The organism is Aeromicrobium sp. P5_D10, from assembly GCF_054049535.1.
This window is the reverse complement of the sequence record NZ_JBFUME010000013.1, coordinates 42249-61993: the sequence shown is the minus strand read 5'-3', so window position 1 is coordinate 61993 and position 19745 is coordinate 42249. Positions and strand designations below refer to the sequence as shown.

24 protein-coding genes are annotated in these 19745 nt (G+C 65.2%); 15 read left to right on the top strand and 9 right to left on the bottom strand.

Annotated elements, in window-relative coordinates; all coding sequences use genetic code 11:
* Positions 1–39 precede the first annotated feature (39 nt).
* Positions 40–543, bottom strand: a complete 504-nt coding sequence (locus ACXJKC_RS20590; RefSeq protein WP_456698628.1) for an SRPBCC family protein — start codon at positions 541–543, stop codon at positions 40–42.
* Positions 540–887, bottom strand: a complete 348-nt coding sequence (locus ACXJKC_RS20585; RefSeq protein WP_456698627.1) for an ArsR/SmtB family transcription factor — start codon at positions 885–887, stop codon at positions 540–542. The genes ACXJKC_RS20590 and ACXJKC_RS20585 overlap by 4 nt, the downstream gene beginning before the upstream one ends.
* Before the next feature lie 100 nt (positions 888–987).
* Here ACXJKC_RS20585 and ACXJKC_RS20580 point away from each other — a divergent pair, with 100 nt between their 5' ends.
* The 3 genes from ACXJKC_RS20580 to ACXJKC_RS20570 are packed head-to-tail and all read left to right on the top strand — an operon-like array spanning position 988 to position 3916.
* A complete protein-coding gene (locus ACXJKC_RS20580; protein WP_456698626.1) occupies positions 988–2037 on the top strand; it encodes a FecCD family ABC transporter permease in 1050 nt (349 codons plus the stop codon).
* Entirely contained in the window at positions 2034–3116 is a 1083-nt protein-coding gene (locus ACXJKC_RS20575; RefSeq protein WP_456698625.1) for a FecCD family ABC transporter permease, read from the top strand. The genes ACXJKC_RS20580 and ACXJKC_RS20575 overlap by 4 nt, the downstream gene beginning before the upstream one ends.
* Positions 3113–3916 carry an ABC transporter ATP-binding protein gene (locus tag ACXJKC_RS20570; protein WP_456698624.1) on the top strand — a complete coding sequence of 268 codons (804 nt, stop codon included), beginning with the start codon at positions 3113–3115 and terminating at the stop codon, positions 3914–3916. The genes ACXJKC_RS20575 and ACXJKC_RS20570 overlap by 4 nt, the downstream gene beginning before the upstream one ends.
* Here the strand turns inward: ACXJKC_RS20570 and ACXJKC_RS20565 are convergent.
* The 4 genes from ACXJKC_RS20565 to ACXJKC_RS20550 form a co-directional block, all read right to left on the bottom strand.
* The gene (locus ACXJKC_RS20565; RefSeq protein WP_456698623.1) at positions 3847–4902 is read right to left on the bottom strand and encodes an iron-siderophore ABC transporter substrate-binding protein; all 1056 of its coding nucleotides are present in this window, start codon (positions 4900–4902) and stop codon (positions 3847–3849) included. The genes ACXJKC_RS20570 and ACXJKC_RS20565 overlap by 70 nt on opposite strands.
* A 67-nt stretch (positions 4903–4969) precedes the next feature.
* Entirely contained in the window at positions 4970–5290 is a 321-nt protein-coding gene (locus tag ACXJKC_RS20560; protein ID WP_456698622.1) for a DMT family transporter, read from the bottom strand.
* Positions 5290–5637, bottom strand: coding sequence for a DMT family transporter (locus tag ACXJKC_RS20555; RefSeq protein ID WP_456698621.1), 348 nt, complete (start codon positions 5635–5637; stop codon positions 5290–5292). Before ACXJKC_RS20555 ends, ACXJKC_RS20560 begins: the two co-directional genes overlap by 1 nt.
* Positions 5634–6167, bottom strand: coding sequence for a TetR/AcrR family transcriptional regulator (locus ACXJKC_RS20550; RefSeq protein ID WP_456698620.1), 534 nt, complete (start codon positions 6165–6167; stop codon positions 5634–5636). The genes ACXJKC_RS20555 and ACXJKC_RS20550 overlap by 4 nt, the downstream gene beginning before the upstream one ends.
* Before the next feature lie 170 nt (positions 6168–6337).
* Here ACXJKC_RS20550 and ACXJKC_RS20545 point away from each other — a divergent pair, with 170 nt between their 5' ends.
* From ACXJKC_RS20545 to ACXJKC_RS20495, 11 genes are all read left to right on the top strand, one after another.
* Positions 6338–6754: an Hsp20/alpha crystallin family protein gene (locus ACXJKC_RS20545; RefSeq protein WP_456698619.1), complete on the top strand. Its 417-nt coding sequence runs from the start codon at positions 6338–6340 to the stop codon at positions 6752–6754.
* Positions 6755–7030: 276 nt separating this feature from the next.
* Positions 7031–7840 (top strand): IclR family transcriptional regulator, encoded by an 810-nt coding sequence (locus ACXJKC_RS20540; protein WP_456698618.1) that lies wholly within the window; start codon positions 7031–7033, stop codon positions 7838–7840.
* Positions 7841–7934: 94 nt separating this feature from the next.
* Positions 7935–9350 (top strand): aldehyde dehydrogenase family protein, encoded by a 1416-nt coding sequence (locus ACXJKC_RS20535; protein ID WP_456698617.1) that lies wholly within the window; start codon positions 7935–7937, stop codon positions 9348–9350.
* Between the two features lie 62 nt (positions 9351–9412).
* On the top strand, positions 9413–9928 hold the full coding sequence (locus tag ACXJKC_RS20530) for a flavin reductase family protein (RefSeq protein WP_456698616.1): 516 nt from the start codon (positions 9413–9415) through the stop codon (positions 9926–9928).
* 239 nt (positions 9929–10167) lie between these two features.
* On the top strand, positions 10168–11298 hold the full coding sequence (locus tag ACXJKC_RS20525; protein WP_456698615.1) for an LLM class flavin-dependent oxidoreductase: 1131 nt from the start codon (positions 10168–10170) through the stop codon (positions 11296–11298).
* Positions 11299–11452: 154 nt separating this feature from the next.
* On the top strand, positions 11453–12571 hold the full coding sequence (locus tag ACXJKC_RS20520) for an ABC transporter substrate-binding protein (RefSeq protein ID WP_456698614.1): 1119 nt from the start codon (positions 11453–11455) through the stop codon (positions 12569–12571).
* Positions 12572–12576: 5 nt separating this feature from the next.
* Positions 12577–13464, top strand: coding sequence for a branched-chain amino acid ABC transporter permease (locus ACXJKC_RS20515; protein WP_456698613.1), 888 nt, complete (start codon positions 12577–12579; stop codon positions 13462–13464).
* Positions 13465–13472: 8 nt separating this feature from the next.
* Entirely contained in the window at positions 13473–14555 is a 1083-nt protein-coding gene (locus tag ACXJKC_RS20510) for a branched-chain amino acid ABC transporter permease (protein ID WP_456698612.1), read from the top strand.
* The gene (locus tag ACXJKC_RS20505) at positions 14552–15319 is read left to right on the top strand and encodes an ABC transporter ATP-binding protein (RefSeq protein WP_456698611.1); all 768 of its coding nucleotides are present in this window, start codon (positions 14552–14554) and stop codon (positions 15317–15319) included. The genes ACXJKC_RS20510 and ACXJKC_RS20505 overlap by 4 nt, the downstream gene beginning before the upstream one ends.
* A complete protein-coding gene (locus tag ACXJKC_RS20500; protein WP_456698610.1) occupies positions 15312–16043 on the top strand; it encodes an ABC transporter ATP-binding protein in 732 nt (243 codons plus the stop codon). Before ACXJKC_RS20505 ends, ACXJKC_RS20500 begins: the two co-directional genes overlap by 8 nt.
* Before the next feature lie 12 nt (positions 16044–16055).
* Positions 16056–16388 carry a hypothetical protein gene (locus ACXJKC_RS20495; protein WP_456698609.1) on the top strand — a complete coding sequence of 111 codons (333 nt, stop codon included), beginning with the start codon at positions 16056–16058 and terminating at the stop codon, positions 16386–16388.
* On the opposite strand, the gene ACXJKC_RS20490 is transcribed toward ACXJKC_RS20495, so the two are convergent.
* From ACXJKC_RS20490 to ACXJKC_RS20480, 3 genes are read right to left on the bottom strand one after another with little or no spacing between them, the layout of a single operon-like run.
* The gene (locus ACXJKC_RS20490; RefSeq protein WP_456698608.1) at positions 16360–16785 is read right to left on the bottom strand and encodes a PaaI family thioesterase; all 426 of its coding nucleotides are present in this window, start codon (positions 16783–16785) and stop codon (positions 16360–16362) included. The two genes, ACXJKC_RS20495 and ACXJKC_RS20490, sit on opposite strands and share 29 nt — an antisense overlap.
* The gene (locus ACXJKC_RS20485) at positions 16782–17531 is read right to left on the bottom strand and encodes an enoyl-CoA hydratase/isomerase family protein (RefSeq protein WP_456698607.1); all 750 of its coding nucleotides are present in this window, start codon (positions 17529–17531) and stop codon (positions 16782–16784) included. Before ACXJKC_RS20485 ends, ACXJKC_RS20490 begins: the two co-directional genes overlap by 4 nt.
* A 28-nt stretch (positions 17532–17559) precedes the next feature.
* Positions 17560–18345: an enoyl-CoA hydratase/isomerase family protein gene (locus tag ACXJKC_RS20480; RefSeq protein ID WP_456698606.1), complete on the bottom strand. Its 786-nt coding sequence runs from the start codon at positions 18343–18345 to the stop codon at positions 17560–17562.
* Between the two features lie 225 nt (positions 18346–18570).
* Between ACXJKC_RS20480 and ACXJKC_RS20475 the strand changes: the two genes are divergently transcribed.
* The gene (locus tag ACXJKC_RS20475; RefSeq protein WP_456698605.1) at positions 18571–19737 is read left to right on the top strand and encodes an acyl-CoA dehydrogenase family protein; all 1167 of its coding nucleotides are present in this window, start codon (positions 18571–18573) and stop codon (positions 19735–19737) included.
* The last annotated feature ends 8 nt before the right edge of the window (positions 19738–19745 follow it).

Sequence of the window (19745 nt, the reverse complement as noted above, 5' to 3'; positions counted from 1 at the left end):
ATCCTTATTATCTACTTCTAGGTGCATCGCGCATAGGACCTACCCCGCCTCGGTTGCGGCCTGGAGGAAATACTCGCGCTGGGCCGGATAGTAGGAGTCGAAGTCCGGCAGCGGTCGGTTGTCGCGGGAGGCAGCGAGCATGTCGAGGTAGTACTCCCAACCGGGCCCGAAATCGCCGACGCCGTCGGTGTCGGGGCGATGGTGCACCAGGGTCAACTCTGTTGTGCCGTCGGACTCGATCAAGAGGAGTTCGAGGTGCCAGCTCCCGGCCTCATCGTTCGTGGTGACATCGAGATGGCGTGGTGGTTCGCAGGCGTTGATCGTGATCTCGCTCCAGGGCGTCCCCTCCTCGAAGCCCATCTGCAGTTCGATGGTGCGCCCGACGCCGGGTTCACCACGCCATGGCCCGAACCATCTCGCGGTGCGCTCTGATTCGGTGACGCTGGCCCACACATCGTCGATGGGGGCGGAGAATCTGCGAGTGACAACCAGGTCGTAGCCGCTGCTCGTGCGGACGACTCTGCCGGTGGGGGTGGGGTTCATGCGGTCTCCTCCTGGGTTTGACTGCGCCGTTCGCGACGTGTGCGGAACACCTCGGTGTCGAGGGCGTCGAGATGCCTGTTCCAGATCGTGGCGGCGTCGAGTCCGGCGATCCAGGCGGTGATCTTGTCGAGCGGCGCCGGCTCGAGGGCGTACTCGCGGCGGCGTCCGACCGTCCGATCAGTGACGAGGCCGCTTTCTCGCAGCACCCGGAGGTGCCGACTGACAGCGGGGCGAGTGATCGGAAACAGGGCCGCGATCTCGCCCGCGGACAGCGGCTCGCGGCTCACGGCTTCGAGAATCGCCCGGCGTACCGGATCGGCGATCGCATGCGCCACAGCGTCCATGCCAGATATGTAACCACATTGTTACGCATGCTGCCAGTCTTACGGATGGGGCAGGGCCAATTCGGCCTAGAAACAACAATATGGTTAGGCTTACCTCACTATGTCGACTCCCGTTCCTGTTCTGCCGAGCCCGGAAGCGCCGACCGTTTCGGATCGACGGCGCAGCGGTTCATGGCGCGGCCTGGCGATTCTCACCATCGTCGTCGTGGTCTGTGTCATCGCGAGCATCGCGATCGGCAGCAAGTCGTTCTCGCCGCTGACTGTCATGCGGGCGTTGTTGACCGACGAGCAGTCAGAGGTCGCCGATATCGTGCACGGTCTGCGCGTACCGCGGACGATCCTGGCTTTGATGGTGGGCATCTCCCTGGGTGTCGCGGGTGCGCTGATGCAGGGTCACACCCGAAATCCTCTTGCCGACCCCGGATTGCTGGGTGTCAGTGCCGGAGCATCATTCGCCGTTGTCATCGCGATCTATTGGTTCAACATCACTCAGCCGACGGGCTACGTGTGGTTCGCGTTCATCGGGGCCGGATTGGCCGCATCTGCGGTGTTCGCGATCGGCTCGACCAGAGGGGGACCGAGCCCCGTGACGCTGGTCCTCGCCGGTGCGGCCGTCAGCGCACTGTTGGGATCGTTGACCGCTGCGGTCGTCCTGAGCGATTCCTTCACCCTCAACGCCTACCGCTTCTGGGTGGTCGGCTCGACGTCAGGACGTGACAGCGATGTGGTTCGACAAGTCATCCCGTTCATCGTCCTCGGGCTGTTCTTGGCGGCGATCTCGACCCGTGGGCTCAACCTGCTGCAACTCGGGGACGACTTGGCCAAGGCACTCGGCGCGAATCCGCTGCGGCACAAGATCATCGGCCTGGCGGCGGTCATGCTGCTGACAGGCGCGGCGACAGCGGCATGCGGACCTATCGGATTCCTGGGTCTCGTGGTCCCGCACCTCGCGAGGCCCTTCTCCGGAGTCGACTATCGCTGGGTCGTGCCGTACTCAGGACTGTTCGGCGCGATCTTGCTGTTGGTTGCCGATATCGCGGGCCGGCTCGTCATCTGGCCCTCGGAGCTGTCGGTCGGGATCGTCATGGCGCTCATCGGCGGTCCCGCGCTGATCTGGATCGTGCGCCGGACGCAGGCGGTCGGGCTGTGACCGCGATCCAGACCCAACGCGGCCCCCGGCTGTGGACGCTGCGCGCCGGACGGGTCTCCGGACTCGTGCCGATGCGCGCCCTGCTCGTGGCAGCCCTGGGGTTCGTGCTGACGTTCGTGCTCTTGGCATTCAACGTCTCACGCGGAGAAGTGTCGATCCCGCTCCTGGACGTCGTTCGTGCGCTGTTCGGACAGGGCGACAGCGCCACGATGGTGATCGTGCGCGAAATCCGGTTGCCGCAGGCCGGCGTCGCGGTCCTGGTGGGCGCCGCGCTCGGCTTGGCCGGCGCGCTGACCCAGACCTTCGCCCGCAACCCGCTGGCCACACCCGACATGATCGGTATCACCGACGGTGCGGCCGCAGCCGCCGTCGGATTCATCCTCGTGACGGGCACCGGCACCGGAGCACTGGCATCGCTGTTCGACTCGGTCGGGCTTTCGGCTTCGGCATTCATCGGCGGCATGACGGTCGCGGTGCTGCTCTACATCTTGTCGTGGCGCCGAGGCATCAACGGGCAGCGACTGATCCTGATCGGCATCGGTCTGGGGTTCATGCTGCAGGCCATCACTCATTGGCTGTTGATCAAAGCCAAGATCGAGCAGGCGCAACAGGCCAATGTCTGGCTCAACGGCTCGCTGAGCGGCCGGGACTGGAACAGCGCTGAACCGCTCATCTGGGGACTGCTGATCCTCGTACCGATCTCGCTGTTCCTGATCGTGGGACTGCGTCTGCTGCAGCTCGGCGACGACAGCGCCCGATCGTTGGGCCTGCGGGTGCAGTGGCACCAGGTCTTCGTCCTGGTCTGCGCGGTCGGGCTGTGTGCGCTGGTCGTCTCGGTCGCGGGCCCCATCGACTTCGTGGCCTTCGTCGTGCCGCAGGTCGCGATGCGGCTGAGCGGCTGCTCGCGTCCACCGCTGGTCGCCTCGATGGCCTTCGGTGCCGCATTGGTCGTCGCCGCAGACGTCGTGGCGCGTTCGATGCTGCCGGTCGTGCTGCCGGCCGGAATCGTCACGTCGGCGATCGGCGCACCCTACTTGATCTGGATTCTGCTTCGTTCCAACCGGAAGGTCAGCGCATGATGCCCACAGGCCCCAGCCCCGCCGCGCGCTTACAGGCTCGCGGCGTCACGATCGGTTATGACCACGAGCCTGTGGTCCGTGATCTGTCGCTCGATGTCATGGACGGCAGCGTCACGGCGATCATCGGACCGAATGGCTGCGGTAAGTCGACACTCCTGCGTTCCATGGCGCGACTGATGGCCCCTGCGTCCGGCGAGGTGCTGCTCGACGGGGAGCCCATTTCGTCGGTCGGCTCCAAGGAGGTCGCCAGGCGGATGGCCTTGCTGCCTCAGACGCCGATCGCCCCGGATGGACTACGGGTCGCCGACCTGGTGGCTCGCGGCCGTCACCCCCACCAGAAGTGGTTCCAACAGTGGTCTCCCGAGGACGAGGCCGCGGTCGACGAAGCCCTGGCCTGGACCGACATCACCGAGCTGAAGGACCGTTCACTGGACCGGCTCTCCGGCGGTCAGCGACAGCGGGTGTGGATCGCGATGGCGCTCGCCCAGGACACCGGGCTGCTGTTGCTCGACGAGCCGACGACGTACCTGGATCTCGCCCACCAGGTCGAGGTCCTGGACCTGGTCGCGCGGCTCAACCGCGATCGGGGCAGGACCGTCGTCATGGTGTTGCACGATCTGAACCTGGCCGCCCGCTACGCCGATGTCATCGTCGTCATGCATCGCGGCCGGGTCGTGGCCGAGGGGTCCTCCTCGATCGAGGTGCCGGGCCGATGCGATGGGGATGGTGATCAGGGTGTCGCGACCGGAACCTCGGTGGCCGGATCGCCGTCAGCGGCTGCGGCGAGCTGCGGCACGTAACGCTCGAGCACATACGGGATGCTCAACGGCGTCACGAAGCTGTGACCGACGTAGTAGTTGCCCTCGCCCTCGGAAATGAAGACGCCGCGGCCTTCCTTGGCGGCGTCGGACTTGGCCCACAGGCCGCCGGTGCCTTCGTTGACCTGCTTCTCGGAGGCGAGCCACACGATGACGTCGGCGTCCTTGAAACGGCTGAACTGCTCCGCGCTGACCGAGGTGCCGAACTGGGACTTGTCGATTCCCTTGATCGATTCGGTCGGGAACGTGAAGCCCAGCTCGGCGAGGATACGTGAGCGTGGATCTTCGGGCCCATAGAAGAAGATGCCTTCGTAGGGAGTCAGCACGATGGCGTTCTTGCCCTTGAAATCGGGGTTCTTGGCGGCGTACTCGGCGATCGTCGCCTCGGTCTTGGTCACGAGCGTCTTGGCGGCGGCCGGCCGGCCGAGCGCCTTGCCGATATTCTCGGTTCCCAACTGCCACGGCGCACCGTAGTCGGTGAAGTCCTTGGGCTGGACGACGGTCGGTGCCACCGCCTTGAGCTTGGCGTACTCGGCCTTCGTCACACCGGCGTATTGGCCGATGATCAGATCGGGCTTGAAGCTGACGATCTTCTCCAGCTGCAGGCCGTCGGTCGTGGTGAGTACCTCAGGGCGTTTGCCGTCGCCCAGGGCTTCTTCGGCCCACGGGAAGATATAGCCCTTCGCCTCTCCGAACCATTCGGTGACGGCGACGGGATTGGTGCCCAGTGCCAGCAGAGCATCTTGCTCGGTGAGGCCCACCGCCACGACCCGTTCGGGAGCCTTCGTGAGTTTGGTGGAGCCGAACTTGTGCTCGATCGTGACGGGGAATGCGCCCTTCTCGACGTCGGAGGAGGACGCGTCCGCGGCGGCGTCACCCGACGGGGAATCGCTCGAGCCGCACGCGGTGAGCGCGAGGATCGTGGATGCGGCGACTGCGACGATGGCCCGTCGACGGAAGTACTTCATGAGTCTCCTTCAAAGTAAGGTGAGCCTACCTTAACCTTCGCCTGAGTCCCGGGTTTGCAGGGGCTGCCTAGTGAGATGCTCCAAGCTCGACCAGCAGCACGCCGACCATCACGATCGCGATGCCGAGTGACATGACCCAGGTCAGGGCTTCGCCGAACAGGAGCTTGGACAGTACCGCCGTCAGTGCGACTCCCGAAGGGGTCCAGATGCCGTAGGCGACGCCCAGATCCATGCCGTCGTTCAGCGCCAGGGACAACAGGGTGAAAGCGGCCAGGTAGCCCAGGACGACTGGGACGTACCAGGCGGGCGGCCCTTTCGTGCTCATCCGCAGGCAGAGTGTGGCACCGACCTCGGCCGCGATCGCGACTGCCAGGAACAGCCAGGCCATCAGCTTGTGCTCTGTTCTTGTCTGGCAGCGGCCTGCGAGCCGAGCTCGATGGTCAGGACACCGACGATGATCAAGGCGATACCGGCGATCATGAGCGCCGAAAGTGGCTCATCGAAGAAGAGCGACGACAGTGTGGCGGTGGCGGCGACCCCCGTTGCGCCCCATACGCCGTAGGCGACTCCGAGCGGCATGCCTTCGCGTAGGGCGAATGACAAGAAGACGAAGGCCGCGCTGAAGCCGAGGACCACGATGACGTACAGGCCGGGCGCATCGAGGGCGCCCTTCAGCGACAGGGAGCCGCTGACCTCGCTGGCGATGGCTCCGAGGAGGAGCAGCCATCTCTTCACGCGACCCCCAGGATCTCGCACGCGGTCCGATAGACCTGGTCGCGTTCATCGTCCGGCAGTGGTGTCGCCCCCGCGGACTCGGAGAACCAGGAGCCGTCGGCGATCAGGCGGACCGTGCTGAGTCGCGCGCGCTCGATGACCGGCAGATCGACCGGTACCGCGATCCAGGGATCGATCCTTTGGTTCCACCGCTCGATCATGGATCCGCGGAGTCTGGGATCTGCGACCATGACGAGATCGGATGCGTCGAATCCGCCTCCCAGTGACCAGCGCAGATAGGCGAGCACCCGCTCGGTGGGGGAGAGTGCTGAAAGGCCGCCGCCGGCGACTGCTGTCAGTTCGGCCTCATAGCGATCGACGACGTGATCGACGAGCGCCAGCATGAGTGCTTCCTTGGTGCCGAAGTGGTACATCAGGCCCGGCTTGGTGAGTCCCGACTGTAGTGCGGCCGATTCGAGAGTCAGCGAATTGCCGGCTCGTAGGACGTCGAGAGCGTGGTCCAGGATCTCGGTACGGCTGTTGCTGCGCATATCCTGACTTTACCATCTGGAAGGTAAAGTCAGGATATGCCGAGGGCTCGTGACATCTCAAGAAAATTTCAGAAATCCGACTTGAGATGCGCCGTCGCAGTTTTTAAAATATGAAGCAAGTTGAGTCAATCCGACTCAAGTTTCTGAAAGGAGATCTGACGATGACCAGCATGACCTTTGATCCTTTCGGCGACTTCGATCGCCTGACCTCGCAACTCGCGCAGTTTCGGCCCGGCCCGAGATATATGCCGGTCGACATGCGCCGCGAAGGCGATCGGTACGTGGTCCAGGCCGATCTCCCCGGAATCGACCCGGGCTCGATCGACGTGGATCTCGACGGCAATGTCCTGACCATCCGAGCGCAGCGCACTGCTGACAGCGGCGAGGGCGGCAAGTGGATCATGCAGGAGCGGCCCGTCGGCAGCTTCCACCGCCGGTTCACATTGGGCGACGGCCTGGACACCGAGGCGATCTCGGCACGCTACGACAACGGTGTCCTGAGCGTCTTGATACCTGTCAGTGAACGGGCCAAGCCGCGCAAGATCAGCATCGATGCCGCGCCGGACCAGGCCAGCATCGTGGCGTGACGATCGGTGCGCAACGAGCGCGGCGCCGCCGAAGGGGTCGGTCGTGGGTTTCCTCCCACGGCCGACCCCATTGGCGTGAAGGTGGCATCGCGCCAATGGGCTGAGCGCTGGGACTTCGGTCGAATTTCCGCATGTTGGAACTTTTCGACGGATGAGCAAGGACAATGAGGAGAATTCTCGAGTTGGAGGCCTGAACTTCCAGGGGCTGGAATCCGCCGTTGTGAGGGGTCGTCGTGACGCACTACACAGGAGTCACAGCGAAACCTTGGAGGGTTCATGAGTTCGACGATCACAGCGGTGGGACGAAAGCCAGTCATGGATGATCAGCCGGCCGTTCCCGATCTGGCTCAGTCGTCCGTATCGAAAGCACTCCAAGTCCTGGCCGTCCTGGTCGACAACCCGACCGGCGAGGTCAGTCTCTCCGACCTCAGCGAGGAGGTCGGTCTACCGCGCAGCACGGTGCATCGTCTGCTGAACGAGTTGTGCCAGCACGGTCTCGCCGGCCGGGTGGGACTCAAATACTGCCCGGGGTTCAAGCTCGTCGAGCTGCGGACGAGTTCGCAGATGACCGAGCATCGAGCGCTGCTGACGGTCGCGACGCCGGTGCTGGAATGGCTGTTCGCGCAGACCAGCGTGACAGTTCAACTCGGCGTTCTCCGTGGCTTCGACGTCGTGTGCCTCGAGAAGCTCTCCGGCTCGGGTAGCAGCCGCATCCCTGCGCGGGTAGGAGCCCGACTGCCCGCCTCGTGCACGGGACTGGGCAAGGCGCTGCTGGCTGCCAACGGGTTCGCCGATCTGCTCGAGAACCGCGGCACTCGCAAGCCGCTGCCCAGCCTGACCCAGTTCTCGATCCGCGATCCCAAGGTCCTGGCGAAGCAACTGCGCGATATGTCCAACACCGGAGTCGTGCTCGACAACGGCGAGTCATATGTCGGAGTGCGCTCGATCGCCGCTCCCGTCGTGCCTCGAAACCGGGTCCCCGCCGCCGCGATATCGATCTCAGCATTCGGATCCGGTGCACCTCTGGAGCGGTTCGTGCCGCTCCTGCTTCAAGCCGCGCGGCGTATCGCCGACGGTCTCGCCTGACTTCCGGTCAGCCAGGCGGTCGAGTGTCGACTGCCCCATCCCAGCACCCAGCATCACGACCGGTTCATCGGTCGACCCTAAAAGTGGAGGAAACATGCGAGTTCAGGAAACGATCTTCATCGGTGGTCAGTGGGTCGCCTCGACCGCGACGACCTCGATTGAGGTCGTCAACCCGGCAACCGAACAGGTCGTCTCGTCGGCGCCCGCGGGTACGCCCGAGGACGTCGACCGGGCCGCAGAGGCGGCGTCGGCGGCCTTCGGTGCCTGGTCCCAGTCGAGCCTGGACGTGCGCATCGGCGTCATGCGCGGGGCAGCCGACGCCCTGGAAGCGCGAGTCGAGCAGGTCGCGCAGGACCTGTGTGCCGAGATCGGCAAGCCGATCAACCTGGCACGCGGAGAAGTGCGTTCCGTCGTGGCCGGGCTGCGGCTGATCGGCGAGGATCTGCCCACGATCGAATGGAAGGAGCAGATCGGCAACGCCATCATCGTCAAGGAGCCGATCGGCGTCGTCGGTGCGATAACGGCCTGGAACGCGCCGCTCATGGAGATCTTCGTCAAGGTCTGTGCCGCGATCGCTGCGGGCTGCACCGTGGTACTGAAGCCCAGCGAGCGTTCTCCCAGCACGGCCTTCGTGGTCGCTGAGATCTTCGAGGTCGCAGGTCTGCCCGCGGGCGTGCTCAACGTCGTACCAGGCACCGGGCCGGTTGTCGGTGAGGCGATGGCGACCCACCCCTTGATCGACATGATCTCGATTACGGGTTCGGTGCGCGCCGGCAAGCGGGTCATGGAACTGGCCTCCCAGTCGGTCAAGCGAGTCGCCCTCGAACTGGGCGGCAAATCGCCCAATGTCATCTTCGCCGACGCAGACCTGGAAACTGCGGTCAAGGACGGGGTCGATGACTGTCTGCGGAGCGCAGGCCAGGTCTGTGCTGGCCTGACTCGGATGATCGTGCCATCGGGGCTGGTCGACGAGGTGGCTCGCTTGGCCAAGGCCCGTGCCGAGAGCTATGTCATCGGCGATCCTGCCGACGAAGCGACGACGCTCGGGCCGGTTGCCAATTCCGATCAGCTGGAACGCGTGCGGGGCTATATCCGTCTGGGTCTGTCCGAGGGAGCGATCGCCGTGACAGGTGGCGAGGAGCTGCCCGACGGTGTCGACCGGGGCTACTACGTGCGCCCGACGATCTTCACGGGAGTGCACAACAGCATGCGGATCGCGCAGGAGGAGATCTTCGGACCGGTGCTCAGCATCATCGCGTTCGACGATGACGAGGAGGCGGTCGCGATTGCGAACGACACCCGGTTCGGACTCGGCGCCGCGGTGTGGTCCCAGGATGCCGATCGTGCGATGGCAGTCGCATCGCGGTTGCGGGCCGGCCGGGTCCGGATCAACGGCGGGCCGGTCAACCGGGCCGCTCCGCACGGGGGATTCAAGCAGTCCGGTGTGGGTCGCGAAGGTGGCCGGTTCGGTATCGAGGAGTTCCTCGACCTCAAGGCGATGCTGACGTGACCATCATGCAGAACGCCCCGATCCCATTGATGACGAGCCCACAACGAGAGGTGAGTGACTCCGTGTTCCCACGGCCCCCGGACTTTGCACCGGACCTGCTGCGGAAGGCCTACGGGTGCTTCCCCAGCGGAGTGCTCGCACTTTCCGGGTTGGGGGAGTCAGGCTCTCCGATCGGGATGGCCGTCAGCGCGTTCGTCCCGGTGTCATTGGATCCGCCACTTGTGCAGATCTGCATCCAGAGCTCGTCGACGACCTGGCCGGTGTTACGTGGCATGCGGCGCCTGGGCTTGTCGGTGCTGTCGGAACAGCACGGTCCGGTGGCTCGGGCACTGGCCTCGAGATCGCCCGACCGGTTCGAGAACGTCGACTGGGAAGCCAATGCGGACGGCGCGGTGTTCGTCCACGGATCGACGCTCTGGTTGGAGACGACAATCGAAAGCGAGGCGACCGCAGGCGATCACTCGGTGTGCTTGATGCGGATCTGGTCGATCGATTCACATCCCGATGTCACCCCGCTGGTCGTCCACGGGAGCACCTTTCGGGGTCTGCAACCCAAGCTCGTCCATGGGGTCGGCTGAGTCTTCGACCTCGCCACCGCGGCCGACGGCTCGTCCTGAGGGACGGGCCGTCGGCCGTTTTCGACTCCGGGCGAGCAAGTGATTTGCGGCACATTCCAGATCTCGGAAATGGCTGTTGGCGCGTCCGCCCAGAGCGCATAACTTGATCGAACCGGGCCGCGCAGTGGTCCGATCAGAACATGAGATTCCACTGAAATGAGAGTCGTCGCACCATGACTAAATTGCGGTTCGGAGCGTTCATGGCTCCCTTTCACGCGCGCCCCGGGGACAACCCGACCGTGGGACTTCATCACGACCTGAAGATCGCCAAGCACCTCGATCAACTGGGGTACGACGAGATCTGGTTCGGCGAACACCACTCAGGCGGCGTCGAACTGCTCGGCTCGCCGGAGATCTTCGGCGCCTGGGTCGCGGGCCAAACGAGTCGGATCAAGATCGGCACCGGCGTCATCTCGTTGCCGTACCACAATCCGCTCTGGGTGGCCGAGCGCGCGATCCTGCTCGATCACCTGACTCGAGGACGATTCATGCTGGGGATCGGCCCTGGCTCGCTTGCGACAGACGGCGACATGCTGGGTCTCGACGTCAGCCAGCTGCGCAATTATCTGCAGGAGGATTTCCCGATCCTCATGCGGCTGTTGCGGACCGACGACCTGATCAGCATCGACACGGGCCGCTATCGGCTGGTCGACGCGCGGGTCCAGCTGGATCCGTACAGCGACTTCGATATCGCCGTCACGTCGGTCTTCACTCCGTCGGGTCCGATGCTGGCGGGCCGGTTCGGCATCGGCCTGCTGCAACTGTCGGGTCTGACTCCCGACAGTCTGTCGATCCTGCCGGGGCACTGGGAGACCGTCGAGGCCCAGGCCACGAAGTACGACACCACGGTGCAGCCCAAGGACTGGCGCGTCGTCAGCATCATGCATGTCGCCGAGACGAAGGACAAGGCGATCGAGCAGGTTCGCTACGGCCTGGAGCACTACTTCAACTACTTCCAGGACGTTGTCAGCATGGAACGTCTCATGGCAGCCGGCCGGACGTTCAACGATCGACTCGAGTGGGCCATGGAAACCGGCTACGCGGTTGTCGGCACCCCCGAGGATGCGATCAACAAGCTGGAGGAGATGAACGAAGCGTCGAGCGGACGTGTCGGAGCCTTCCTGCACTGGGCCACCGACTGGGCATCGCCGGACGACACCTTGCGCAACTACTCGCTGTTCGCCGAGCGGGTCATGCCGCAGTTCCAGGGGACGCTCGACCGGATCCAGTCTTCGCAGGACTGGGTCTCGCGCAACTCTGCCGAGATCACCGGCCGGCTCAATGCAGGTGCCAAGCAGTTCGCAGCCGATCATTCAGCAGCGAGGGTCTGAGGGCGGCCCAACAGGGCGGGTTGACTCCCGCGCAGGACCGTGACGGCGAACGGCTGCCGGTCACGCGGCCTGCCGATGCCTGAAGTCGGGGGACTCGAAACATCGGCTCGACCCACAGCAACTCAGACACCCATCAGGAACGGAAGTACAGCACATGAAGCATCTGCGCACCGCGGGGCTTGCCTCCGCCGCATTGACCATCAGCCTCGTCGCCTCGGCCTGCGGCGGCAGCAGCGACAGCGGGGGAGGCGGTGACGAGGTCATCAAGCTCGGCCAGATCCTGCCGATCAACAGCGTCCAGGCCGCGCTCGCCAAGACCCAGGTCGTCGGCGCCCAGATCGCGGTCGACCAGATCAACGCCGAGGGCGGTATCGACGGCAAGAAGGTCGAGATCATCGTCAAGGACAATAAGCTCGAGGCGGCGCGAGTCGGCACCGTGCTGCGTGAGCTCAACGACGAGGGCGTCAAGCTGACCTTCGGCTACGAGACCTCGCCGGAGTGCCAGGCCGGTGCCGAAGCTGCTGTCCGTCTGGGACAGCTCGTCCTCGCCAATCACTGCTCCAGCCCACTGCTGACGAGCCCCAAGCCGGCTTCCGACGCGTTCTACATGCTGTCGGCCAGCGGCGACGAGATCTCCGAGGCAGCCGGCAAGTACCTCGCCACGAGCAAGGCCGAGATCACCGACTGGGACGTGTTCGGCTACGACGCCGACATCACGCGCGGCAACTGGAAGAACATGCAGGCCGCGATGAAGACAGCCGGCGGAACCGTCGACGAGAACCAGGCCTTCTGGGTTCCCGTCGATGCGACCAACTACCGCAGCCAGCTGTCCAAGCAGGTCGCCGGTCTGACCGGCACCAAGGAGAGCCGCGGACTGTTCATGTCGACCTACGGCGCGGGCACCACGAGCTATCTCAAGCAGGCCGAGCCGCTCGGAGTCCTCGACAAGTACTCCGAAATCGTGACGCTGGGTGCCTTCTGGCAGTCCGCGGTCTCGATGAACGGCGCCGCGCCGGAGATCATGAACGTCCACGAGTACGTCGCCGGCTGCCAGGACAACGCGATGGACACCGCCTTCATCGCCGCGTACGAGAAGGAGATGAAGAATCTTCCGGACGCTGGCGCCTACCAGGCCTACGTCGGGGTCAAGTTCTACGCCGCAGCCATCGAGAAGGCCGGCAGCGCGGATCCCAAGGACGTCCAGAAGGCGTTCGCCGGATCCCCTGACCGGCCGCGCCGCCCGACGACCGGACACCCATCTAGGAGTCACTGATTCACGTGAACGACCTTCTCAACATCGTCCTGTCGGGCCTGGCCCAAGGATTTCCGCTCTTTGTCATCGCCAGCGGTCTGACGCTGATCTACGGCGTCCTGCGGGTGCTGAACTTCGCCCACGGCTCGCTGTTCATGATCGGCGCTTACGTCGTGGCCGCGTCTTTGAACAGCACGAGCCTGCCCATGTTCTTGCTGACCGCCCTCTTGGCGGGTCTCTGTGTAGCGGTCGTCGGCGTCCTGTGCGAGGTGCTTGTCTTCCGCCGCCTCTATGACGGCGCCCACTCGATCAGCCTGCTCGGTGCCTTCGCGCTGTTCCTCGTCCTCAACGGACTGGTGGAGAAGATCTTCGGCGTCGAGCCCCGTACTGTGCCCTACCCCAAGACCCTCGCCGGATCCATCGAGGTCGCCGGTGTGCCGATCTCCAAATACGACCTCCTCGTGATCGGCATCGGCCTGCTCATCGCGATCTTGCTGTGGCTGCTGATCAGCCGCACGACATTCGGCGCGCAGATGCGAGCCATTTCGCACGACCGGACCATGGCCCTGGCACTCGGCATCCGGGTCGGGCTCGTCTCGACCGTCGTGTTCGCGCTGGGCGCGTTCCTGGCCGGCATCTCCGGCGCCCTCATCGCACCTGCCACCTCGGTGGACCCGAGTATGGCCGGAGCATTTCTGACGCCGGCCTTCGTCGTGATCATTGTCGGCAGCATGGGTTCGGCCGGCGGCGCATTCGTCGCGGCGCTCGTGCTGCAGACGCTCGAGAGCTTCATCTTCAACTACATCCCGTGGCTCAGCGGCTTCGGGTTCTACGTGGTTGTCGCCATCATCCTGATGGTGCGACCACAAGGCTTGTTCGGTGGACGATCGACGTCCACCGTGGTTGCGCGATAGGGCAGATGATGACCACCAACCAATCTTCCGTCATATCCGTGCTCCGCACGGCCCGCGCCGCAGTCTCGCGACCCGTCGCGATCTTGCCGATCGCCCTGATCATCGCGATCGTCATGCCGGCGATCACGAGCGGCAGCGCCCTGTACGTGTGGACTTCCGCCGCGATCTGGGTGCTGTTCGCGCTCGGGACGAATGTGCTGTTCGGCTGGTCCGGCATGATGTCGTTCGGTCAAGCGGCCTTCTTCGGCATCGGTGCCTACACGGTCGCCCTACTCAACGAAGGAGAGGGCGATGTCTCGCCGCTCCTGCTGGTCCTGATCGCTGCGATCGTCGCCGCGGTCGCCGGCGGATTGTTCGCCCTGATCGCCCTGCGCACCTCGGGTGTCGAATTCGCGGTACTCACGCTGGTTTTCGCCCAGGTGCTGTGGTTGTTGACCTACACCGTGGCCGATCTGCGTGGTGACGACGGCTTCTCCGGTCTGGCGGGCGGCACGCTGTTCGGGATCGACTTGATCCTCGACGTCAACTATTGGTACTTCGCGATCAGCATCGTCGCGGTCTGCGCCTATGGGTTGCGCCGGATCGAGCTGTCGTCGTTCGGTGCCGTGCTCCGGGCGGTTCGCGATGACGATCTGCGTGCGGCATCGCTGGGCCTGCCCGTCCGCCGACTCCAGATCATCTCGTACGCGTTGTCGTCGGCAGTGTGCGGAATCGCCGGAGCGCTCATCGCCCAATTGCAGGGCGTGGCCACTCCGCAGACCCTGATGTTCACGGTGTCCGGCCAGGTCCTGGTGGCCTGCCTGATCGGTGGCACCGCCTTCTGGGGACCGGCAGTCGGCGCGATCGTCTTGATCTCGGCCGAGAACTTCTTCTTCGGTGGCAGCGACTCGCCGGCACTGCTGACGGGACTCATGCTGCTGGTCATCGTGCTGGTCGTGCCGGGCGGCCTGACGAGCCTGCCCAAGGCGTACGGCGATCTGCGCCGCCGGTTCGCGGGACGTGGCGGGCCGACCAGCAGTGTGGGGCCGATCGAGCCAGAGGTCGTGGCCGAGAAACAACCCGTTGGATCGACGACAGGAGCAGACCGATGACCAGCACGCCACTCATCTCGGTCCAAGGACTGGCCAAATCATATGGAGGAGTTCTCGCGATCTCCGAGATCGACCTGGACATCCGTCGGGGCGAGCGCATCGCGATCATCGGACCTAATGGCGCCGGAAAGTCGACGCTGTTCGGAACTATCGCGGGTGAACACCGGGCGACCGAGGGCAAGATCATGTTCGCCGGCAAGGACGTCACGACGTGGCCTCCGTCGCGGCTCACCAAGGCAGGTCTCAGCCGGACGTTCCAGGTCGCCCGATTGTTCGGATCGATGTCGGTACGGGAGAACCTCGTGATCGCCGCGAAGGCGACCCGGCGTAATCCCGTCGTGTGGTGGGACACGTTCACGCACTACGAGACATCGGTCGCAGAACGCGTCGATCGCGCCCTGGGCCGTACCTCGCTGACCGATCTCGCGGATCAGGAGGCGTCGACCCTGCCTCAAGGGGCCCGAAAGACCCTCGAGCTGGCGATGGCGATCGTGCAGGAGCCTCAGGTCCTGCTGCTCGACGAGCCCACTGCCGGGATGTCGCTGGACGACGCGTTGGGCACGATCCGCACGCTCAAGGAGATCTGCCGTGACCAACCGGATCTGACGGTCGTCATCACAGCGCACGACATGGAGGTCATCTTCGCGGTTGCCGAGCGAGTCGTCCTGATGGCCCAGGGACGTGTCGTCCTGGAGGGTACGCCGCAAGAGGTCACCGCCCACGACATCACCCACGAGGTCTACCTAGGAGGTCAGCATGTCTGATCCGGCACTCAAGCTCACCGACGTCAGCGCGTCGTACGGTCCCGCGCAGGCCCTGTTCGACGTCTCTTTGGAAGTTCATGCAGGGGAGATGGTCGGACTGCTCGGACGCAATGGCGCGGGCAAGTCGAGCACGTTCAACGCGGTCATGAATCTGGAGGTGCGCCGCAATGGCTCCATCCACGCTCTCGGCGAGTCGCTGGACGGGGTCAGCACCGACTCGATCGCCCGGCGAGGGGTTGCCTGGGTTCCGGAGAACCGGCGGATCTTCCCGACTCTGACGGTCGAGGAGAACATCGACCTGGCCCGCAGCGCCGCCAAGGGCGAAGGCCTCGGCACGAATGAGCTCGTCGACGCCTTCCCGTTGCTGGGCAAGCTGCTCGGCCGCAAGGGCAATCAGCTCAGTGGCGGAGAGCAGCAGGTTGTTGCGGTGGCACGTGCCCTGGCTCCGAAACCGAAGGTGTTGCTCCTCGACGAGCCGACCGAGGGACTTGCCCCGGTTGTCGTCGAACAGCTCACGGAGTCGATCCGGGTGCTGCCGGAAACGCTCGGCGTCGCAGTGCTCCTGGCCGAGCAGAATCTCAACTTCGTGCTCGGACTGACATCGCGCGTATACGTCCTGGAGACGGGACGCGTCGTGCACTCGGGGACGACCGAAGAATTCGGCCGGGACGAAGTGCTGCAGCGCCGCTACCTGTCGGTCGCCGGGTCGACGGTCGATGTCTGAGGGCGGGCCGACATGATCGTTGAACTCGACCACGGCTCACTGCTCGTGAAGCAGCCCGATGATCTCGACGGACTGCACGTCATCGCCTCGAATCCCGCGGCCCTCGACGCGGCGCTGCGTTCGCGGGGCTGGGGCTGGCTCGCGGGGGACGGCGATGCGCTGCTCGATATCCAAGCCCTGCGGTCGTCCGCGCTGGCCTCCGGTGTCGCCGATGAACGTGACTGGGAACGCCGCTGGACCGCGATGATCGCCTATGGTTTTGTCCGTGATATCACGGACAAAACCCGATTCTTCCGTCCCTGGCGGACCTCGTCGGTCAGGCGCTGCGGCGGATCGCGGCGGTGACAGTTCCCATCGCGATGACCGTGCCGTCGGCGCTCTCTATCCGGGCGATGCCGACCGCGGTCGTACGTCCGACGTGCTCGAGCGTCCCGCGAGCGATCAGCGCGCCACCGGCCGGGCTGGAGCGCAGATAGTTGATCTTGAGCTCGAGCGTCGTGGCGAAGTCGTCATCCGTCAGCTGGGTCAGCACCGCCTGCATAACGGCCGAGTCGACCATCGCCGCGAGCAGCGCACCCGACGGATTGCCGCGGGTGTTGGCCGCGCCGGGTGCACCGTCGTGGTGGATCCAGGCCTGACCGCGCTCGGGCACCTGGAGTGTCAGTCCGAGCGAAGCGTGGATCGGTGACGTCGGATAGCGAGTCTCCAGATCGGTCCAGTGAGACGGGCGTGCGGTACTCATGCGGGTGACTCCTTGCGAGGCAGCGTCGTGACGGAACGTTCGGGTTGATCGGCCTTGCGGACCAGCTGGACGACGCGTTCGCCGGCGAGAGTGGCAGCCGCGAACGAGAGGTCCGAGACCTCATGGAAGAACTGTTTGGTGGTCTGCACCGCGAGGGTCCGGTGGCCGGCGATCGTGCGGGCCAGGACCAGTGAGCGATCGAGCAGCTCGGCATCGGGGACGACCTGGTTGACCATGCCCATCGTGTGCGCCTCATCGGCGTCGATGCGCCTGCCGGTCACGAGCAGCTCCATCGCGGCACGTGCGCCGACGACCTCCTTGAGGCCGACCATCGTGACGCCGTTGACCAGGCCGTGCCTGATCGCGGGATAGCCGAACTGTGACGACTGGGAGGCCACGACGAGATCGCAGGCCATCGCGACGCCGCAGCCAAGACCCAGTGCATATCCCTGGACGGCCCCGATGATGACGGGCCGGCAGTCGCGGAATGCTGCGAACAGCCGCGGGCCGGCCGGACGGACGGGAGTCGGGCGCACTGAGCCGATCTCGCTGAGATCCACGCCGGCACAGAAGTGATCGCCGACGGCGTTCAGCACGACGGCACTGAGTTCTTGCACCGGCTCGGATTCGAGGATCTGGGTCAGTTCGAGCACGCTGGCGTCGTCGAGGGCGTTCTTTTTGTCCGGACGGTTGATCGTCAGGAGTCCGATTCCGTCTTCGAGGACCTCGAAGTCGATATGGGGCATGGTGGCCTTTCGGTGCTGGTGGTTGGAGTCAGTCGCCGATGTAGCGAGGGGTCCGCTTCTCGCGGTGGGCAGCGGCTCCTTCGAGCCGGTCGGAGGTGCTGAGGACCCGCTCGTACAGCGCGGCTTCTACCTCGAAGCCGTTCGCGACGCCGAGGTCCATCGACATGTTGATAGCCCGCTTGGCCTGCACATTGGAGACTGGAGCGGCCGTCGCGATCTCGTGGGCCAGCGCCGCAACCGTCGCTTCGAGCTCATCGGCCGGCACGCAGTGACTGATCATGCCCCAGCCGAGGGCATCGTCGGCGGTGAAGGTCCGGCCTGTGAAGATGAGCTCCTTGGCGCGGGCGATACCCACCAGTCGCGGCAGGATCTGGGTTCCGCCGCCGCCGGGAATCGAGGCGAGACGACTCTCGATCAAGCCCATGCGGGTGCCTTCGGCCGCCACGACGATATCGCAGCCGAGCGCGAACTCGAGGCCGCCGCCGAGGGCGAATCCGTGTACCTGGCCGATGACCGGGCGGATGCAGTTGCGCATCGCCGAGAAGGCGTGCGGTGCGATGCGGCGGCGCACGCGCAGGTCGGCCAGACTCATGTCGGCGCGTTCCTTGGTGTCGGCGCCGACCGAGAAAGCCCGGCCATTGCCGCGCAGGATGACGCACCACACGTCGGGATCGTCATTGATCTGGTCGAACACCTCGATCAGGCGCCGCAGGAGGGGAGTCGTGGCGGCGTTGAGCGCCTCACGTCGGTTGAAGCTGACAGTGGCCACATGATCGACGGTCTCGATCGTGACGAGCTCGGTGCTGGGGGACATGCGGTCAAGCTAGGGATCGCCTGTTCGGGCGTCAACGGACGTTTCCAGATACCTGAATCGGCGGCCCGAAATCCCTGGTCGACGGACCCCGCAGATATCAATCTCGGCGTTGTTTCCACGCCCCGGAAATGATGGTCGCCGCCGGATCGGCCCGAACCTACTGTGTGTCAGCAGCGGGGATCGGTGCGAGCTGCGTACCCGACCTGCACCAGAGGAAGGAAATCCGTGGACTTCACACTCTCGCCGGCAGCCGAGGAGTTCAGGCTCCGGTTTCGTTCGTGGCTTGAGCAGAACGTTCCACAGGAGTGGCGCACGTATGCGATGCACCGGCAGTCCTTCGATGACGCCGTCCAGGTCCGCCGTGACTGGGGACGCCTGCTGCACTCCGGCGGCTGGGCCGGCCCGGCTTGGCCCGTCTCGGAAGGTGGTCTCGGTCTCGGCCTCGACGAGTTGACGGCCTACACCGAAGAGCTGGTCCGGCACGGTACGCCCGAGCCGATGAACGCCAATGCGATCGGCATCCTCGGGCCCACGATCATGACGCACGGCACCGCCGACCAGCAGGCGCGGCATCTGCCGCCGATGCTGGCGCACGAGGTGTCGTGGTGTCAGGGATTCTCCGAGCCGGGCGCCGGATCGGATCTCGCCGGATTGTCGACGCGGGCCGTGCACGATCCCGAGGCCGGTGTCTACCGGCTCAGCGGGCAGAAGCTGTGGACGTCCCGGGCGCAGTACGCCGACTGGTGTTACATCCTGGTGCGGACCGAGAGCGGCAGCAGCCGGCACCGCGGCATCAGCATGATGCTGATGAGGATGGACCAGCCCGGCGTCGACATCCGGCCCCTGCGCAGCATCGCGGGCTCGTTCGAGTTCAACGAGCTGTTCCTCGACGAGGCCGTGGTCGAGGAGCGCGATCTGATCGGTCAGCCGGGTGACGGCTGGAAGCTCGCGATGTTCGCGTTGGGCAATGAACGCGGCACCCGTCTGGTCGAGCGGGCGCTGAAATTCCGCAAGGAACAGTCCGCCGGTCTGCACGATGTCGTCGCGACCTCGGCGTCGGGGAGCGTCCCGGCCGCGATGGCGCAAGGAGTCATCGATGCGCGGGTCGTCGACGCGATGGCCCACCGGGTGCTGGCGCTCAGCGCCGAAGGAGCTGAACTGGGCGCCTTGTCGTCGATGGCCAAGCTCGTGTGGAGCGAGGCCTATCAGAAGTTCCTGACCACGACGATGCAGTGCTTCGGCGTCGACGGCCTGGCCGATGCGCCGCCGTTCGATGCCTGGCAGGACCGGCTCATGCGTGGCCGCGCCGCCACGATCTACGGCGGCACCTCCGAGGTGCAACGCAATGTCATCGCCAAGTCGCTGGGGCTCCCGGCGAGCTCCGCACGCTGACGACCACC

Bases quoted from the DNA above. Each gene is read 5' to 3' on its own strand.
- ACXJKC_RS20565 (WP_456698623.1), bottom strand. From the start codon at position 4,902: ATGAAGTACTTCCGTCGACGGGCCATCGTCGCAGTCGCCGCATCCACG.
- ACXJKC_RS20495 (WP_456698609.1), top strand. From the start codon at position 16,056: ATGATCGTTGAACTCGACCACGGCTCACTGCTCGTGAAGCAGCCCGAT.
- ACXJKC_RS20580 (WP_456698626.1), top strand. From the start codon at position 988: ATGTCGACTCCCGTTCCTGTTCTGCCGAGCCCGGAAGCGCCGACCGTT.
- ACXJKC_RS20480 (WP_456698606.1), bottom strand. From the start codon at position 18,345: ATGTCCCCCAGCACCGAGCTCGTCACGATCGAGACCGTCGATCATGTG.
- ACXJKC_RS20525 (WP_456698615.1), top strand. From the start codon at position 10,168: ATGGCTCCCTTTCACGCGCGCCCCGGGGACAACCCGACCGTGGGACTT.
- ACXJKC_RS20505 (WP_456698611.1), top strand. From the start codon at position 14,552: ATGACCAGCACGCCACTCATCTCGGTCCAAGGACTGGCCAAATCATAT.
- ACXJKC_RS20570 (WP_456698624.1), top strand. From the start codon at position 3,113: ATGATGCCCACAGGCCCCAGCCCCGCCGCGCGCTTACAGGCTCGCGGC.
- ACXJKC_RS20490 (WP_456698608.1), bottom strand. From the start codon at position 16,785: ATGAGTACCGCACGCCCGTCTCACTGGACCGATCTGGAGACTCGCTAT.
- ACXJKC_RS20510 (WP_456698612.1), top strand. From the start codon at position 13,473: ATGACCACCAACCAATCTTCCGTCATATCCGTGCTCCGCACGGCCCGC.
- ACXJKC_RS20535 (WP_456698617.1), top strand. From the start codon at position 7,935: ATGCGAGTTCAGGAAACGATCTTCATCGGTGGTCAGTGGGTCGCCTCG.
- ACXJKC_RS20485 (WP_456698607.1), bottom strand. From the start codon at position 17,531: ATGCCCCATATCGACTTCGAGGTCCTCGAAGACGGAATCGGACTCCTG.
- ACXJKC_RS20520 (WP_456698614.1), top strand. From the start codon at position 11,453: ATGAAGCATCTGCGCACCGCGGGGCTTGCCTCCGCCGCATTGACCATC.
- ACXJKC_RS20590 (WP_456698628.1), bottom strand. From the start codon at position 543: ATGAACCCCACCCCCACCGGCAGAGTCGTCCGCACGAGCAGCGGCTAC.
- ACXJKC_RS20500 (WP_456698610.1), top strand. From the start codon at position 15,312: ATGTCTGATCCGGCACTCAAGCTCACCGACGTCAGCGCGTCGTACGGT.
- ACXJKC_RS20585 (WP_456698627.1), bottom strand. From the start codon at position 887: ATGGACGCTGTGGCGCATGCGATCGCCGATCCGGTACGCCGGGCGATT.
- ACXJKC_RS20545 (WP_456698619.1), top strand. From the start codon at position 6,338: ATGACCTTTGATCCTTTCGGCGACTTCGATCGCCTGACCTCGCAACTC.
- ACXJKC_RS20560 (WP_456698622.1), bottom strand. From the start codon at position 5,290: ATGGCCTGGCTGTTCCTGGCAGTCGCGATCGCGGCCGAGGTCGGTGCC.
- ACXJKC_RS20540 (WP_456698618.1), top strand. From the start codon at position 7,031: ATGAGTTCGACGATCACAGCGGTGGGACGAAAGCCAGTCATGGATGAT.
- ACXJKC_RS20550 (WP_456698620.1), bottom strand. From the start codon at position 6,167: ATGCGCAGCAACAGCCGTACCGAGATCCTGGACCACGCTCTCGACGTC.